Here is a 15,667-nt window from a genome sequence, read left to right on the forward strand (position 1 = left end):
CCGCCAGCGTTCATCCTGAGCCAGGATCAAACTCTCCAATAAAGTTTGTCTAGCATCATAAATAAAAATTGACGTTTCACGTTGTTTGTTTCGTTCAGTTTTCAGAGAACTCGTTTGTCGCTTTATTTGCGACTTCCTTATGTTAACACTTTTATATTTCAATGTCAACTAAGTTTTTTCATCTCGTTTGTCGCGTTTTGCGTTATTTCTCTCAGCGACTCGTATAATACTACACTTCTTTATAGTAATCGTCAATATGTTTTTCTAAAAAAAATGAAGAAAAAGACTTACCCTCTATAAGTAAGCTTTTTTCTTCATAATAAAACAACTTCATTTACTCTTCTTCCATAATAGGTAATGAGACGATAAACTGAATTTCTCCCTCTTCATAATGAGCTCGAATTTGACCTCCCTGAAGTTCTACAATGCTTTTTGCAATTGCAAGACCAAGCCCAGACCCTTCTGTCACTCTACTTCGCGATTGATCCTTCTTATAAAAACGCTCGAATAAATTAGCCAATTCCTCTTTTGTAAACTCTTCACTATAATTTGCCACAATGATTTGGGTATCACGTCTTTGTCTTTGAAGTGATACTTTAATCTCTCCATTATCTTTGCTATACTTAATCGCATTCATTAATAAATTCTCAAACACACGGACCATCTTCTCCGAATCAATCGCAGCATACACACGCTCTTCAGGAAAATGCTTTATGAATGTCAGTCCCTCTTCTTCAGCCTGTGGTACTAATTCTTCTATTAATTGCTCTAGAAGTTCATTTATACATACTTCTTGCTTTTCTAATACAACCTTTTCATTCGTTAACTTCGTATACTCAAATAAATCTTCTATTAAATTTTTTAACTGCTCCGATTTTACAAAAGCAATCCTTGTATACTCATCATGTTGCTCCTTATTTTCATATTTAGAATCTCGAAGCAATCGTAAATATCCCATAATAGAAGTAAGCGGCGTTCGCAAATCATGAGATACATTCGTAATCAGCTCATTTTTTTGCTTTTCTAACTTACGTTCCTTTTCAATATTAATCATAAGCTCTTCTGCCATGTTATTAATATTCTCAGTCAAAGCAGCGATTTCATCTTCACCCTTTTTTTCGATACGATAAGCTAAATTTCCTTTTTCTATTTCTTTTACACCTTGTGCCATTGCTTCGATTTGTTTCATCTTTCGTTTTGTTATATAGAAGAAAGAGAAAATAAATACAAGCACACCCATTAAAAACGGAAATGGTCCATCTACTTTATAATACACTACCTCCCCTTGAGGAATTCCACTCACAAACATATATAAGTTCTTATCTTCAATCGTAATAGGTGAAAAAGTAATGAATTCCTTTCTCGATCTTTCAATATCATTATTATTTGAATAATTAATGACAAACGATGTCACATTACGAATTGTATTGTGCAAATTAATTTGTTCTTCTTGTGCCTGCTTCGTCTTATACAAAACCTTACCACTTTCATCTGTAATTAATATTTTAAAACTTTCATCTCCCCGTTCTAAACTTTGATTTTCTGCCTCAATCATATTTTGTAAAGCCTCTAACTTATTTTCCGCAACCAGCATTTCTGCTGTACTTTGAGCTTTATGATTAATTTGCTCCATACCTTTCCTATAATCAATTTGGCCATCTCGATTTACATCCTCAAAAACAGGCGCTACTATCTTCGACGACACAAAAAGTCCTAGTAATGCACATGCAACAAACGTAGTAATAAGCTGAATCCTTATACTCCGCCGAACACTCTTTACTACCCTTTTAATCAGTCTTCTAAGTTTCTTATATACATAGATAAGTGGATTAAATATCTTTTTCAATTTTATACCCCACTCCCCATACTGTTTTTATATATCTTGGCTTTCTTGGATTCTCTTCTGTCTTCTCACGTACTTTTCGAATATGCACCATTACGGTATTATCAGATTGAAAAGACCTTTCATTCCACACCTTTTCATAAATTTGCTCTGTACTGAATACCATTCCTGGATTACGCGCTAGTAACTCTAAGATTGAAAATTCCCTTGGTGTTAATTTCACCTCTCGATCCGCTACAACTACTTCATGTGTAGAAACATTTATTTTCATATCACCAATCTCTATTTCATTTTCGTTTTCAATCATAAATCCACTCATTTTCATATATCGACGAAGTTGCGATTTCACCCTTGCTACAAGCTCTAACGGATTAAATGGTTTTGTCACATAATCATCTGCACCTGTTGTTAATCCTAAAATTTTATCCATATCTTGCGTTTTAGCCGATAACATAATAATCGGCATTTCTTTTTGTTCTCTTACTTTCATGCACATATGAATCCCATCAATTTTCGGCATCATAATATCTAGTACAACTAAATGAACTTCATTGTTTTCTAACATCTCTAACCCTTCTGCTCCATCTCCTGCTTGCAGTATGTTATATCCTTCATTCTTTAAATAAATTGTAATTAAATCTCGAATTTCTTTTTCATCATCTACAACAAGTATTGTTTCTTGTCCCACAATATCTCCCCCACAATTCTTAAACTCCCTACTTTCTATTATAAAAAAACTTCTAAAGAAAAACGGTGCGAAATCCTTAAGATTTTCTGAAGACGTAAAAAAGGTCTAGACTCCTCTTAGTCTAGACCTTTAAAAACCCCTTTATTTCCTAACATAGATAAAATATAGTATGAATAAAACTCCCATTACATACATAATTGGATGAACTTCTTTACGGCGTCCACTTACAACCATTGTAATTGGATAGAAGATGAAACCAATTGCAATCCCCGTTGCGATACTATAGGTAAGTGGCATTGAAATAATTGTGAAAAATGTTGGTACTGCAATCTCGAACTTTTTCCATTCAATTTCCCCTAAAGATGAAACCATTAAAATTCCCACAATAATTAAAGCTGGTGCTGTTACAGCTGGCGTTATAACACTTAATAGCGGTGAAAAGACAAGTGCCAGTAAAAAGAACCCTGCTGTTACAACCGCTGTAAATCCAGAACGTCCCCCCGCTGCTACCCCTGCAGACGACTCAATATAGGAAGTTGTTGTGGAAGTACCTAGAATCGCGCCAATTACAGTCGCAATCGCATCTGCAAATAATGCTTTCCCTGCACGTGGTAATTTATTGTCCTTCATTAGCCCCGCTTGATTGACAACTGCTACAAGTGTACCTGCTGTATCAAAGAAATCGATAAAGAAGAATGTTATAATGACAATCCCCATTTGAACAGTAAAAATATCTCCAAAGTGCGTTAACGCCATACCGAACGTCGGTTCTAGACTTGGAATTGCTCCTACTACAGCTTTTGGCGTATCAATTAATCCTGTTGCCATTCCAAGAATAGCTGTAAGGATCATCCCATAGAACACTGCACCATTTATCTTTTTAATCATTAAAATAATCGTAACAACTACTCCGAAAATCGCTAACAATGTTGCGCCCTTTGTTAAGTCTCCTAATCCAACAAGAACCGCATCATTTTTCACGATAATTCCGGCATTTTGAAAACCCAGAAAGGCGATAAATAAACCAATACCTGCTGCTACCGCAAGTTTTAACTCTGCAGGAATTGCATTAATAATTTTTTCACGGATACCAAGAGCTGTAATAATAATGAAGATAATCCCTGATACGAGCGTTCCCGCAATTGCTGTCTGCCATGGAACTCCCATTGTTAATACCGCTGTGTAAGCAAAGAAAGAAGTAATTCCTACACCTGGTGCTAATGCTATTGGATATTTTGCAAAAATCCCCATAATTAAAGAACCGATTGCTGCCGCTAATGCAGTAGCAACGAATACTGCTCCCGGATCCATTCCGGTTCCTGCCGGTAGTCCTTTAATATTTCCAAGTGACAGTGTGGCAGGATTAACAAATAGTACGTAAGCCATAGATAAAAATGTTGTTAACCCTGCAATGAACTCAGTCTTATAATTTGTACCGAGCTCATCAAACTGAAAATAACGTTTCATCTTACGTTTCCTCCGTTATATAATGACTCGTCGCACTTCATCCTAGCCCTCTTTTATCCTAAAAAATAAAAAAGGCTTCCATTGCATATATACATGGAAGCGTTCTATAAATAAAGATAAGTTCCCCTTATCTTTATAAAAACGCCTCGTAGTCAAGCCATTTACGGTAGCTAGGTAGAAACTTTCGGGCCATATCCCCGAGATTATACGACGGCATAATATTCATTTTTTGTATCAAATATATAATCATATTAGCGTATAGAAAGATATATGTCAACTTAAAAACGAATGATTTTACAGATTATACTTTTTTTGTTCGTATAAAACAAAAAGATCCATCTGTATATAAGATGGATCTTCCTGCAAATAAATAGTTTTTATTCCCACTCGATTGTTGCTGGTGGCTTAGAAGTAATATCATACACAACGCGGTTCACGTGTTTTACTTCATTTACGATACGTACAGAGATTTTCTCTAATACGTCCCAAGGGATACGTGCCCAGTCAGCTGTCATACCGTCAATAGATGTTACAGCACGGATACCTACTGTATAATCGTAAGTACGCTCGTCACCCATAACACCTACGCTGCGCATACCAGGAAGCGCAGTGAAGTATTGCCAAATTTCACGGTCTAATCCTGCTTTTTGGATTTCCTCACGTAAAATCGCATCAGATTCACGAACAATTTCTAATTTTTCTTCTGTAATTTCACCTAATACACGAATACCAAGGCCAGGACCTGGGAATGGTTGACGCCATACAATTTCATCAGGAATTCCTAGTTCTGATCCTAATGCACGCACTTCATCTTTAAATAACGTATTTAAAGGCTCGATTAATTTGAACTGCATATCTTCTGGAAGTCCGCCTACGTTATGGTGAGATTTAATTGTTTGCGCAGTTGCTGTACCACTTTCAATAATATCTGTGTACAATGTACCTTGCGCTAAGAAGTCCATTCCTTCTAATTTAGAAGCTTCATCATCAAAAACATAAATGAATTCGTTACCAATGATTTTACGTTTTTGCTCTGGATCTTCTACACCTTTTAGTTTTTCCATGAAGCGTTCTCTAGCATCGATTTTAATAACATTCATATGGAAGCCTTCGCTAAATGTTTTCATAACGCCTTCTGCTTCACCTTTACGAAGTAAACCGTGATCAACGAAAATACATGTTAACTGATCACCGATTGCTTTATGAATTAATACAGCTACAACAGAAGAATCTACACCACCGCTAAGTGCACATAGTACTTTTTTGTCGCCAACTGTTTCACGAATTTTTTCTAATTCTACTTCAATAAAGTTCTCCATGTTCCAGCCTTCAGAGCAACCGCATACGCCGAATACGAAGTTTTTAATTAAATCATTACCGTGCTCAGAGTGACGTACTTCTGGATGGAATTGTACACCGTATAATTGCTTTTCTTCATTGCTCATACCAGCAATTGGGCAAGATTCGCTTGTTGCATCTACTACAAAGCCTTCTGGTAAACCTGTTACTAAGTCCCCATGGCTCATCCATACAACTTGTTCTTCTGGCAGGTTTGTATATAATTTTGATTCATTCTCTACTTTCAGAACTGCTTTTCCGTACTCACGATGGTTTGCTCGCTCTACTTTTCCACCAAAGTGTTTTGTCATCAGCTGCATGCCGTAGCAAATACCGAAAATAGGTAAGCCTAGTTCAAAAATTTTCTCATCACAGTGGAATGCATTTTCGCCGTATACACTGTTTGGTCCACCAGAGAAAATAATCCCTTTTGGATTCATTGCTTTAATTTCTTCCGCAGTAATTGTGTGTGGATGAAGCTCACTGTACACACCGAACTCACGAATGCGACGTGCAATTAACTGGTTGTACTGACTTCCAAAGTCTAAAACGATAATCGTATCGTGCTGTTTTTTCAAAATAATCACCCCAACGTTAGTTCTGTATATAAATATTTTCACCAAATTAGGCAAAAAGCATTACCAATATAATAAAAAAAGCCAGTCCTCCACCTCTAGTCTCATAATAAAGAAAAGGCAGGAGTCTAGCTTTATAAAGATAGTATGTTGCTCTTTATAAACATAAGACGCACTGCCTTCATAGTCAGGTTGTTTACGGTAACCCGGTAGAGACTCTCAAACCATATTATTGAGGATATATGAAGGATTGTTTTATATTATCTTTCTAGATTCTAACAATGAAGTATCAATACGGTCAAGAGAGAACACGACAAAATTCTACAGAAATTATATTCTGGTTACGATAAAACCTTTTTTACTATAATTTTGAGGAATTTGATAACAAAAAACACCCATCTCTAGAAAAGAGATGAGTGTTTTAGTGAATAATGAAATTACATCATTCCTGGCATGCCGCCCATTGCACCCATGTCTGGCATTGCCGGTTTATTTTCTTCTGGTTTGTCAGCCACTACTGCTTCTGTTGTTAAGAACATAGCTGCAACAGATGCTGCGTTTTGAAGTGCAGAACGAGTTACTTTTGCTGGGTCTACGATACCAGACTCAAGCATGTTTACCCATTCGCCTGTTGCTGCGTTGAAACCAATGCCTACTTTTTCGCCTTTTAGACGTTCTACCACTACAGATCCTTCTAGACCAGCGTTGATTGCAATTTGGCGAACTGGCTCTTCTAATGCACGAAGTACAATGTTGATACCTGTTGCTTCGTCGCCTTCAGCTGAAATAGAAGCTACTTTAGCGTATACGTTCATAAGTGAAGTACCGCCACCTGCAACAATACCTTCTTCTACTGCTGCACGAGTTGAGTTAAGTGCATCTTCAATGCGAAGTTTACGTTCTTTTAACTCAGTTTCAGTTGCTGCACCTACTTTGATTACTGCAACGCCACCTGCAAGTTTAGCAAGACGTTCTTGTAATTTTTCACGATCGAATTCAGAAGTTGTTTCTTCTAATTGCGCACGGATTTGACCGATGCGAGCTTCGATTTGTTCAGTGCTTCCTACACCTTCTACAATTGTTGTGTTTTCTTTCGTTACTACAACTTTACCAGCGCGTCCTAAAGACTCAATTGTAGCTGATTTTAAGTCACGTCCTAATTCTTCAGTGATTACTTCACCAGCTGTTAAGATTGCGATATCTTCTAGCATTGCTTTACGACGGTCACCAAATCCTGGAGCTTTAACAGCTACTACATTGAATGTACCGCGAAGTTTGTTTACTACTAATGTAGCTAACGCTTCACCTTCTACATCTTCAGCGATAATAAGAAGTGGTTTACCTTGTTGTACCACTTGTTCTAACACTGGTAAGATCTCTTGGATGTTAGAAATCTTTTTGTCAGTAATTAAGATATATGGGTTATCAAGAACTGCTTCCATTTTGTCAGAATCAGTAATCATGTAAGGAGATGCATATCCACGATCAAATTGCATACCTTCTACTACATCTAATTCTGTTGTGAATCCTTTAGATTCTTCTAATGTAATAACGCCATCGTTACCAACGCGTTCCATCGCTTCTGCAATTAATTGACCTACTTCTTCGTCAGCAGCAGAAATAGCAGCTACTTGTGCGATAGAAGATTTACCTTCGATTGGTTTAGAAATTGTTTTTAATTCTTCTACTGCTGTAACAACAGCTTTTTCAATACCTTTGCGGAGACCCATTGGGTTTGCACCAGCTGTTACGTTTTTCAAACCTTCACGAATCATAGCTTGTGCTAATACAGTTGCAGTTGTTGTTCCGTCACCAGCTACATCATTTGTTTTGCTAGCAACTTCTGCTACTAATTTTGCACCCATGTTTTCAAAAGCATCTTCTAATTCAATTTCTTTTGCGATTGTTACACCGTCATTTGTAATAAGTGGTGAACCAAATTTTTTCTCAAGTACAACGTTGCGACCTTTTGGTCCAAGTGTTACTTTTACTGCGTTTGCAAGAGTGTCGACACCGCGAAGCATCGAACGACGTGCTTCTTCACTAAATTTAATATCTTTTGCCATAATATTTGACCCCCTTGGATTTTTTAAATATATAATTAACCGATAACTGCTAAAATGTCACTTTCACGTAAAATCAAGTAGTCTGCACCTTCATATTTCACTTCAGTACCTGCATATTTTGAGAAGATGATACGATCGCCTGCTGCTACCTCTAAAGCAACACGCTCACCATTTTCAAGCACTCGCCCAGTACCTACTGCAATAACTTTACCCTCTTGTGGTTTTTCTTTTGCAGTGTCTGGTAATACAATACCACTTGCTGTTTTTTCTTCCGCTTGAACAAGTTCAATTACAACGCGATCACCTAATGGCTTTAGCATGAACAATAACCTCCTCATTTTTCTATGTAAATTCTTTATTAGCACTCGAGTCTTCCGAGTGCTAACACACTTATAATAATAAATAATCTCAATTTCTTTTGCAAGTAAAAAAATCATAATTTTTTCTCAAATCACGATATAAACTTTTCTACAAAGCATCATTTTTTATAGAACTCTATATATGAATCAACGTTTCCACCTATCGTATGTTACAATAGGAAAGATACCATAAGTTGTTTTCTCTATTCGAACACCTTTTTCCTGTCTCCTATTTTATTTTTAAACAAAAATTTTTCATAAAGGCAATACTTACATATATTCGGCTGGCTGATTACATGTAATCCGGCCTTATCTCATAAGATAAAATTAGAAAGGATGGTTATCCCATTTGAAAAAGCAATATTGGTGGATTGTCGTTACATACATTGTTATGCAGTTATCAGGAATCATTGGCTTGCCCCTTCTTGCAAAAACTGGGCTATATGATAATAGAGGATTTACCAGGGAAGAAAAACTTCAACTTCTAACCGGTCATTGGGCTATTATTAGCTTCTTTATCGCATTATGTATTATCTTGTTATTACTTAGAACAGACATTCGCGATAGACATTTGGATACAAAACGCACGAATATCCCTGCGACAATTGGTTGGATTTTTATTGGCTTCTTTATGGCATTTTTTGCTCAAGGAATTGCAGGTGTCATCGAAATGCGTGTACTAGGTATTAAGCCTGGCTCTGAAAATACCGCACATTTAATGGAAATTGCAAGAACGACTCCATGGTTCCTTATTGTTATCTCAATAATAGGACCTATTTTAGAAGAAATTGTATTTAGAAAGATTCTATTTGGTACATTATATAAAAAGTTCAACTTCTTTATCGCAGCAATTATTAGTTCGCTTGTGTTTGCTGCTATCCATTTTGATTTTACACACTTATTAATATACACTGCTATGGGCCTTGTGTTTGCCTTTTTATATGTGCAAACGCGTCGAATTATCGTTCCGATTATGGCTCATGTTGGAATGAATACGGCAGTCGCAGTAGTTCAAGTTTTCATAAGTAATAACGAACAAATACAAGAGCTAATGAAAGAAGCTGAAAAAATGCAAGGCTTTATCGGAGGATTTTTAACATGAGAAATTCACCTTTGTTCATGGCAGCACTATATTTCCTTCTTGGCTGCGTCTTTGTAGTCTTTGCTATTATGAAGGCAACAGATACTGTTTGGAACATTTGGACAATACTGTTCGCTGCTATGGCAACAATTGACTTTAATCTAGCGCTTCGACTGATTTTAGTTAAATTCATAAAGAAAAAACAGTAAAACGCAGAGGGAGTCCCTCTGCGTTTTACTGTGGATAGTTTTTCAGAAAATAAACAAGCGTTTGTAATTCTACCGCTAAATCAATATGATGAATCCTTATTTTTTCTGATACATTTAATCGTGCCGGTGTAAAATTCAAAATACCGTGTACACTTGTATAAGCCAATCGATCTGCTACAGCTTGTGCAACGTTAGCAGGTACTGTTAATATTGCCACTTGTATATCACTTGTTAGGCGCTCTTCCAATTCATCCAAATGATATACAGGAATTCCTCCGATTTCTTTTCCAACTTTCTCTTCATCGACATCAAATGCCATTTCAATTTTCGTATTATTATTTTTTGTGAAATTATAATGTAAGAAAGCGGTCCCTAAATTCCCTACTCCAATAAGTGCCACGCGTGTTATATCATCTTGATCAAGCGTTTCACGGAAAAATGATAATAAATAATTTACATTATATCCATACCCTTTTTTCCCTAACGCTCCAAAATATGAGAAATCTCTTCGAATTGTTGCGGAATCTACCTTCACCGCTTCACTCAATTCTGCTGATGAAACACGTTGCTTACCAGAAAGAGATAAGTTTTGGATAAATCGATAGTATAGAGGCAATCTTTTGGCTGTGGCCTGCGGAATCTTTTGCTGATCCATATAACCTCTCCTCTCTTCCTATCTTTGTTCGTATACTTGGAATAAATACAAAAGTTTAGCACTTATAACATTCCTTGTATAATAAAGAAAGAAAGAAAAACTCTCTTTATTTTAAACTATACACTATTTTTAGTATGATTGAGAAATATAAACATGGCAAAGTTAAGAATTTATTTGAGGTGAAAACATTGATTTTATTACAAGTGAATGGGCTTTCAAAATTATACGGTGCTGAAACAATTCTAACTCATATTAAATTGGAAGTTCAAACAAAAGACCGTATTGCACTAGTCGGCCGAAACGGCGCTGGAAAATCTACATTATTAAAAATAATCGCCGGAGAATTGTCTCATGATAGCGGTGAAATAATAAAGCCAAAAGATGTTTCAATTGGCTACCTAGCTCAAAATACTGGATTAGAAACTTCTTTAACAATTTGGGATGAGATGCTAACTGTCTTCACACATTTACAGGAGATGGAGAAAAGACTGCGAAGGTTAGAGCATGAGATGGGATTAGAAGAAAACTTCTCAAATGCTGTCGTCTACGAAAAATTACTTCGTGAGTATGATCAACTACAGTTAGATTATAAAAATCAAGGTGGTTATCAATATGAAGCTGATATTCGCTCGATTTTAAGCGGTCTCGGCTTCCCATCTGAAACACACCAAACAACTATTTCTACATTAAGCGGTGGGCAAAAAACAAGATTAGCTCTTGGAAAATTATTATTAACGCGCCCTGATTTACTCATATTAGATGAACCGACCAACCATTTAGATATTGATACATTAACGTGGTTGGAACAATACTTACAAGGATATCCTGGTGCGATCTTAATCGTTTCTCATGACCGTTACTTTTTAGATAAACTTGTTACTCAAGTATATGAAATTTCTAATAAAGAAAGTAGACGATATGTTGGCAACTATAGTAAATATTTAGAGTTAAAAGCTGCACAATATGAGCAAGAAATGAAGCGCTATGAGAAACAACAAGAAGAAATCGCAAAACTTGAAGATTTTGTTCAAAAGAACATTGCACGTGCCTCTACAACGAAGCGAGCACAAAGTCGACGCAAACAATTGGAGCGAATGGAATTACTTACTAGACCCGTCGGAGATTCCAAATCCGCATCGTTCCATTTCGATATTGAAAAACAAAGCGGGAATGATGTCCTCCAATTAAAAGATGTTTCAATTGGCTATGATGAAAATCCTATTATCGAACATGTAAATATGCGTTTAACTCGGGGGGATAGCGTTGCACTAGTTGGGCCGAATGGAATTGGAAAATCTACATTATTAAAATCTATTGTGAACAAGTTACAGACATTACATGGCGAGATTTCTTTCGGTTCAAACGTATCTGTTGGATATTATGATCAAGAACAAGCAAACTTAACATCATCTAAACGTGTGTTAGATGAGCTATGGGATGATTACCCACTAGCACCAGAAAAAGAAATTCGCACACTACTTGGTAATTTTTTATTTACAGGTGATGATGTATTAAAGCCAGTCTCTTCTCTTAGCGGTGGGCAAAAAGCCCGATTAGCGCTAGCAAAATTAATGATGCAAAAGGCAAACCTATTAATTCTCGATGAACCAACTAACCATCTTGATTTAAATAGTAAAGAAATTCTAGAGAATGCCTTAATTGATTATCCAGGAACTCTTTTATTCGTATCTCATGATCGCTATTTTATTAACCGTGTCACAACTACAGTCGTTGAGTTATCAACAGACGGTGCGAAAGAATATTTAGGCGACTATGATTACTATATTGAAAAGAAAAATGAAATGATTGAGCGTGCAGAATTTGCACAAAAAGAAGTAGAAATTTCTGTCCCCAAAAACTTTGCACAAGAAAAGTTAAGTTATACGGAAGAAAAAGAACGTAAAAAGTTAGAACGACAACGGATGCGAAAAATTGAGGAACTGGAGCAAAACATTTCTAAAATCGAAGAAGAAATCGAAGAATTAGAAACTCAGCTCTGTCTGCCTGAAGTATATACAGACTATGAACGTGCAAGTGAAATTACAGCAGCGAAACAAAATCTTCAAGAACAATTAGAAAAAAATATGGGAGAATGGGAAGAACTACATATGTAACCTCTCCATTTATCTCACTATTTATAAACAATAAGATACAGAAAGAAACAAGGCAGATAGATGAAAATACAGCTGTCCGTAACAGTCTAATTGTTGAGGACCTTTCATTAAGGTAGCTACATATTCTTGAGCTACCTTATTTTTTTTACCCACTTGAAGCAACTTTGTGTCATCAGATATCTGACCTATTCTTTTCTATCCACAACATTATACACATATCCACCTTTATAAAACAAAAGTTAAAGTAACTTTTCCACATTATCCACAAACACCCGAAAAGTTATTCACATTTTATATTCACAATAAAACCCACATTATCAACAGATAATGTGGGTTTTATCCACAACTTGTGGTTAATTTTGTGTATAACTAATCTTCTATATTTAAACCCGGGTTTGCATTTAATGCAAATGTAGCACGCTTCCCTTGCTTATACGCAATGGTACCTGCCGCTGCAATCATTGCTGCATTATCAGTACATAACGATAATGGAGGAATAATAAGCTCTATATTTTCTTTTTGTGCAAATTCTTCCTCTAATCGTGTACGAAGCCCTTTATTTGCTGCTACACCACCTGCTAAAAGCACTTGCTTTACATGATATGCTTCAGCTGCACGCACAGCTTTCGTTACCAATACATCTATTACACTTGCTTGGAAACTTGCCGCTAAATCCTCTGGAGCAATTTCTTCTCCGCGTTGTTTTGCGTTATGCACAGTGTTAATAACTGCTGATTTTAATCCACTAAAGCTAAAATCATATGAATCTGGCTCTAACCACGCACGTGGTAAGTCGATCGTTGGTTGTCCTTCATGAGCAAGGCGATCAATATGAGGACCACCTGGATATGGCATAGATAATGTACGTGCAACCTTGTCATAAGCTTCCCCAGCTGCATCATCTCTTGTTTCACCAATGACTTCAAAGGAACCATGCTCTTTCATATAAACAAGCTCCGTATGTCCTCCTGAAACGACAAGTGATAACAATGGAAATTCTAACTCTTTCACTAAGCGATTTGCATAAATATGGCCGGCAATATGATGGACACCAACCAAAGGAATATTATGAGCAAAAGCGATAGCTTTAGCTGCATTTACACCTATTAATAGAGCCCCTACTAATCCCGGTCCTTCTGTCACTGCAATTGCATTAATATCTTCAAAAGAGAGATTTGCCTCTTTTAATGCCTCTTCTAATACAACTGTAATTTGTTCAACGTGATGGCGAGACGCAATTTCAGGTACAACGCCGCCAAAGCGCTTATGACTTTCTATTTGCGAAGCAACAACATTCGCTACTATTTCTGTTCCATTTTTCACAACTGCTACAGCTGTTTCATCACAGCTTGTCTCAATACCAAGTATAATCGTATTTTTTTCCATTATATATTCACCCACATTACAAGACCATCTTCATAATTGTCTGTATAGTATCGTTTTCGAATTCCACCATTTTGGAATCCGTATTTCCGGTATAACTGTTTTGCTACTTCATTTGACACACGAACTTCGAGCGTCATTGTTTTCGCTCCCATTTCCTTTGCTTGTTTCATTACCTCCTGAAGCAATGCATCCCCAAGTTTTTGACCACGATATTCTGGTAAAATTGCTATATTGGTTATATGTGATTCATCAATAATAATCCACAATCCACAGTATCCAACTACTAAGCCATCTTTTTCAACTACAATATAATATGAATATTCATTCATTGTTACTTCACGGTGAAATGCATCAGCAGTCCAAGGAGTTGGGAAAGACGCTTCTTCAATCGCTACCACTTGAGCAATATCATCAGTTGTCATCTTTCTAAATGTAACATCCATTTTAATATCTCCTATTTCTTTTGGCTTTCTAACCATTTTGTCTCCGCTTCAGCTAAACGCAAATAGCTCGGTACAAATGTATGTACATTTTGCTCTTCCTTTTGTAAACCTAAAAATGCAAGTTCGCTCGGTCTTGGATTACTCTTTGTAAAAGGAGCAAATATCGCTTGATCACCTAGATGCTCTACAATCGTTTTCTGATGCATTTTCACATCGTTACCAATAAATAGTACAGGCTGCTTTTTCTCTTTCAATATTTGTAACCAATCTACAATTAGAACAATACGATCATCTTCTATAGCAGTTAGCTGTTCTTTCTCGTATGTATACAATCCTGTATAAATTTGTCCGCGTCGGCCATCAAATAAAGGACAAATAAGCCCTTGGAAATTCGCTCCATTCGCAGCTACCACTTCTAAACTAGATACACCAACGATTGGTATTTGTAATGACCATGCTAATGTTTTGGCAACTGTTACACCTATACGCACACCTGTATACGATCCTGGACCAGCTGCTACGACAATTTTATTTAGTTCTTTCGGTTTGACATTACATTCCTTTAAAAGTTGATCTACAGCTGGCATAAGGCGTATAGAATGATTCTTTGTTAAATTTGTAATGATTTCCCCGATAACAGTATCTCCCTCAATAAGAGAAACACCCATTACGTAATTTGAAGTATCAATTGCTAGTACTTTCATTTTGTAATAGCTCCTCACATAATCTAATATAGCGGTCTCCTTCTGGTTCTAATACAATCTTTCTTGTATCATTTCCAGCATGAAATAAGCTAATCTTTAATTTTTCATTTGGTAAATATGGCTCTATTAAGTGAGCCCACTCTACAACTGTTACCCCTTCACCAAAAAAGTACTCATCAAACCCTAAATCTTCTTCGCTTTCCGCTAAACGGTATACATCCATATGATATAGTGGCAATCTGCCTTTATACTCTTTAATAATGTTGAAAGTTGGGCTATTTACCACTCGCTTCACACCAAGACCTTTGGCAAGTCCCTTTGTAAATGTAGTTTTACCCGCTCCAAGATCGCCTTCTAAAATGAATACATCTTGCGCTGTAACAAGCTTTCCAAGCTTTTCTGATAATTGCTGTGTTTCTTCAGACGAAGTTGTTGTAACTTCATATTTATTCAAAGGTTTCACCTACTTTACTCACAATATTCTCTGCTCTCTATTATACAGGTATTTTGAACATATAAAAAAGACCTTAGGAGTATTCCTAAGGATTAGTTTGACTGTCTTTATAAGTTTTCTTAAAAATAAATAAAAAAATACGAAACAAGCTGTTTCGTTCTTTTCTTTATATAAAATGGCGGTCCCGACCGGGGTCGAACCGGCGATCTCCTGCGTGACAGGCAGGCATGTTAACCACTACACCACGGGACCATTTGGTTGCGGGGACAGGATTTGAACCTGCGA

14 protein-coding genes, 1 tRNA gene and 2 riboswitches are annotated in these 15,667 nt (G+C 36.5%); of the genes, 3 read left to right on the forward strand and 12 right to left on the reverse strand.

The annotated features are described in order from the left end of the window. Positions 1-334: 334 nt before the first annotated feature. The 6 genes from MR058_RS21960 to groES form a co-directional block, all read right to left on the reverse strand. Complete coding sequence (locus MR058_RS21960; RefSeq protein WP_242145833.1) at positions 335-1,846, reverse strand: HAMP domain-containing sensor histidine kinase; 1,512 nt, start codon at positions 1,844-1,846, stop codon at positions 335-337. Next, positions 1,830-2,531: a response regulator transcription factor gene (locus tag MR058_RS21965; protein WP_242145834.1), complete on the reverse strand. Its 702-nt coding sequence runs from the start codon at positions 2,529-2,531 to the stop codon at positions 1,830-1,832. Before MR058_RS21965 ends, MR058_RS21960 begins: the two co-directional genes overlap by 17 nt. 141 nt (positions 2,532-2,672) lie before the next feature. Further along, positions 2,673-3,998: an NCS2 family permease gene (locus MR058_RS21970; protein ID WP_242145835.1), complete on the reverse strand. Its 1,326-nt coding sequence runs from the start codon at positions 3,996-3,998 to the stop codon at positions 2,673-2,675. A gap of 129 nt (positions 3,999-4,127) precedes the next feature. Further along, a riboswitch (purine riboswitch) is annotated at positions 4,128-4,229 on the reverse strand. A gap of 146 nt (positions 4,230-4,375) precedes the next feature. Next, positions 4,376-5,914 (reverse strand): glutamine-hydrolyzing GMP synthase, encoded by a 1,539-nt coding sequence (gene guaA, locus MR058_RS21975; RefSeq protein WP_277926671.1) that lies wholly within the window; start codon positions 5,912-5,914, stop codon positions 4,376-4,378. A 161-nt stretch (positions 5,915-6,075) separates the two neighbouring features. Continuing rightward, a riboswitch (purine riboswitch) is annotated at positions 6,076-6,177 on the reverse strand. A 171-nt stretch (positions 6,178-6,348) separates the two neighbouring features. Further along, complete coding sequence (gene groL / locus MR058_RS21980) at positions 6,349-7,977, reverse strand: chaperonin GroEL (RefSeq protein WP_242145836.1); 1,629 nt, start codon at positions 7,975-7,977, stop codon at positions 6,349-6,351. Positions 7,978-8,012: 35 nt separating this feature from the next. Further along, entirely contained in the window at positions 8,013-8,297 is a 285-nt protein-coding gene (groES, locus tag MR058_RS21985) for a co-chaperone GroES (protein ID WP_242145837.1), read from the reverse strand. Between the two features lie 388 nt (positions 8,298-8,685). Here groES and MR058_RS21990 point away from each other — a divergent pair, with 388 nt between their 5' ends. Together MR058_RS21990 and MR058_RS21995 are read left to right on the forward strand one after the other, a co-directional pair. Then, positions 8,686-9,438 carry a CPBP family intramembrane glutamic endopeptidase gene (locus tag MR058_RS21990; RefSeq protein ID WP_242145838.1) on the forward strand — a complete coding sequence of 251 codons (753 nt, stop codon included), beginning with the start codon at positions 8,686-8,688 and terminating at the stop codon, positions 9,436-9,438. Next, positions 9,435-9,626: a YdiK family protein gene (locus MR058_RS21995; RefSeq protein WP_242145839.1), complete on the forward strand. Its 192-nt coding sequence runs from the start codon at positions 9,435-9,437 to the stop codon at positions 9,624-9,626. Before MR058_RS21990 ends, MR058_RS21995 begins: the two co-directional genes overlap by 4 nt. 25 nt (positions 9,627-9,651) lie before the next feature. Here MR058_RS21995 and MR058_RS22000 read toward each other — a convergent pair whose 3' ends face one another. Further along, entirely contained in the window at positions 9,652-10,281 is a 630-nt protein-coding gene (locus MR058_RS22000) for a redox-sensing transcriptional repressor Rex (RefSeq protein WP_242145840.1), read from the reverse strand. Positions 10,282-10,469: 188 nt separating this feature from the next. Between MR058_RS22000 and MR058_RS22005 the strand changes: the two genes are divergently transcribed. After that, positions 10,470-12,395: an ABC-F family ATP-binding cassette domain-containing protein gene (locus MR058_RS22005; protein WP_242145846.1), complete on the forward strand. Its 1,926-nt coding sequence runs from the start codon at positions 10,470-10,472 to the stop codon at positions 12,393-12,395. Positions 12,396-12,764: 369 nt separating this feature from the next. Here the strand turns inward: MR058_RS22005 and tsaD are convergent, their stop codons facing one another. From tsaD to MR058_RS22030, 5 genes are all read right to left on the reverse strand, one after another. Next, positions 12,765-13,781, reverse strand: coding sequence for a tRNA (adenosine(37)-N6)-threonylcarbamoyltransferase complex transferase subunit TsaD (gene tsaD / locus MR058_RS22010; protein ID WP_242145841.1), 1,017 nt, complete (start codon positions 13,779-13,781; stop codon positions 12,765-12,767). Further along, complete coding sequence (gene rimI, locus MR058_RS22015) at positions 13,781-14,224, reverse strand: ribosomal protein S18-alanine N-acetyltransferase (protein ID WP_242145842.1); 444 nt, start codon at positions 14,222-14,224, stop codon at positions 13,781-13,783. Before rimI ends, tsaD begins: the two co-directional genes overlap by 1 nt. Before the next feature lie 11 nt (positions 14,225-14,235). Next, positions 14,236-14,928: a tRNA (adenosine(37)-N6)-threonylcarbamoyltransferase complex dimerization subunit type 1 TsaB gene (tsaB, locus tag MR058_RS22020; protein WP_242145843.1), complete on the reverse strand. Its 693-nt coding sequence runs from the start codon at positions 14,926-14,928 to the stop codon at positions 14,236-14,238. Beyond that, on the reverse strand, positions 14,909-15,382 hold the full coding sequence (tsaE, locus tag MR058_RS22025) for a tRNA (adenosine(37)-N6)-threonylcarbamoyltransferase complex ATPase subunit type 1 TsaE (RefSeq protein WP_242145844.1): 474 nt from the start codon (positions 15,380-15,382) through the stop codon (positions 14,909-14,911). The genes tsaB and tsaE overlap by 20 nt, the downstream gene beginning before the upstream one ends. 176 nt (positions 15,383-15,558) lie before the next feature. Continuing rightward, positions 15,559-15,634: transfer RNA gene (locus tag MR058_RS22030), tRNA-Asp, on the reverse strand. Positions 15,635-15,667: the final 33 nt, after the last annotated feature.

This window comes from Bacillus cereus group sp. BfR-BA-01430 (assembly GCF_022663115.1).
GTDB lineage: Bacteria > Bacillota > Bacilli > Bacillales > Bacillaceae_G > Bacillus_A > Bacillus_A cereus_BD.

What these genes read in the sequence shown, in the direction of transcription:
- MR058_RS21995 (WP_242145839.1), top strand. Translation starts at nt 9,435, where the DNA reads ATGAGAAATTCACCTTTGTTCATGGCAGCACTATATTTCCTTCTTGGC.
- groL (WP_242145836.1), bottom strand. Translation starts at nt 7,977, where the DNA reads ATGGCAAAAGATATTAAATTTAGTGAAGAAGCACGTCGTTCGATGCTT.
- tsaD (WP_242145841.1), bottom strand. Translation starts at nt 13,781, where the DNA reads ATGGAAAAAAATACGATTATACTTGGTATTGAGACAAGCTGTGATGAA.
- MR058_RS22000 (WP_242145840.1), bottom strand. Translation starts at nt 10,281, where the DNA reads ATGGATCAGCAAAAGATTCCGCAGGCCACAGCCAAAAGATTGCCTCTA.
- MR058_RS21970 (WP_242145835.1), bottom strand. Translation starts at nt 3,998, where the DNA reads ATGAAACGTTATTTTCAGTTTGATGAGCTCGGTACAAATTATAAGACT.
- rimI (WP_242145842.1), bottom strand. Translation starts at nt 14,224, where the DNA reads ATGGATGTTACATTTAGAAAGATGACAACTGATGATATTGCTCAAGTG.
- groES (WP_242145837.1), bottom strand. Translation starts at nt 8,297, where the DNA reads ATGCTAAAGCCATTAGGTGATCGCGTTGTAATTGAACTTGTTCAAGCG.
- tsaB (WP_242145843.1), bottom strand. Translation starts at nt 14,928, where the DNA reads ATGAAAGTACTAGCAATTGATACTTCAAATTACGTAATGGGTGTTTCT.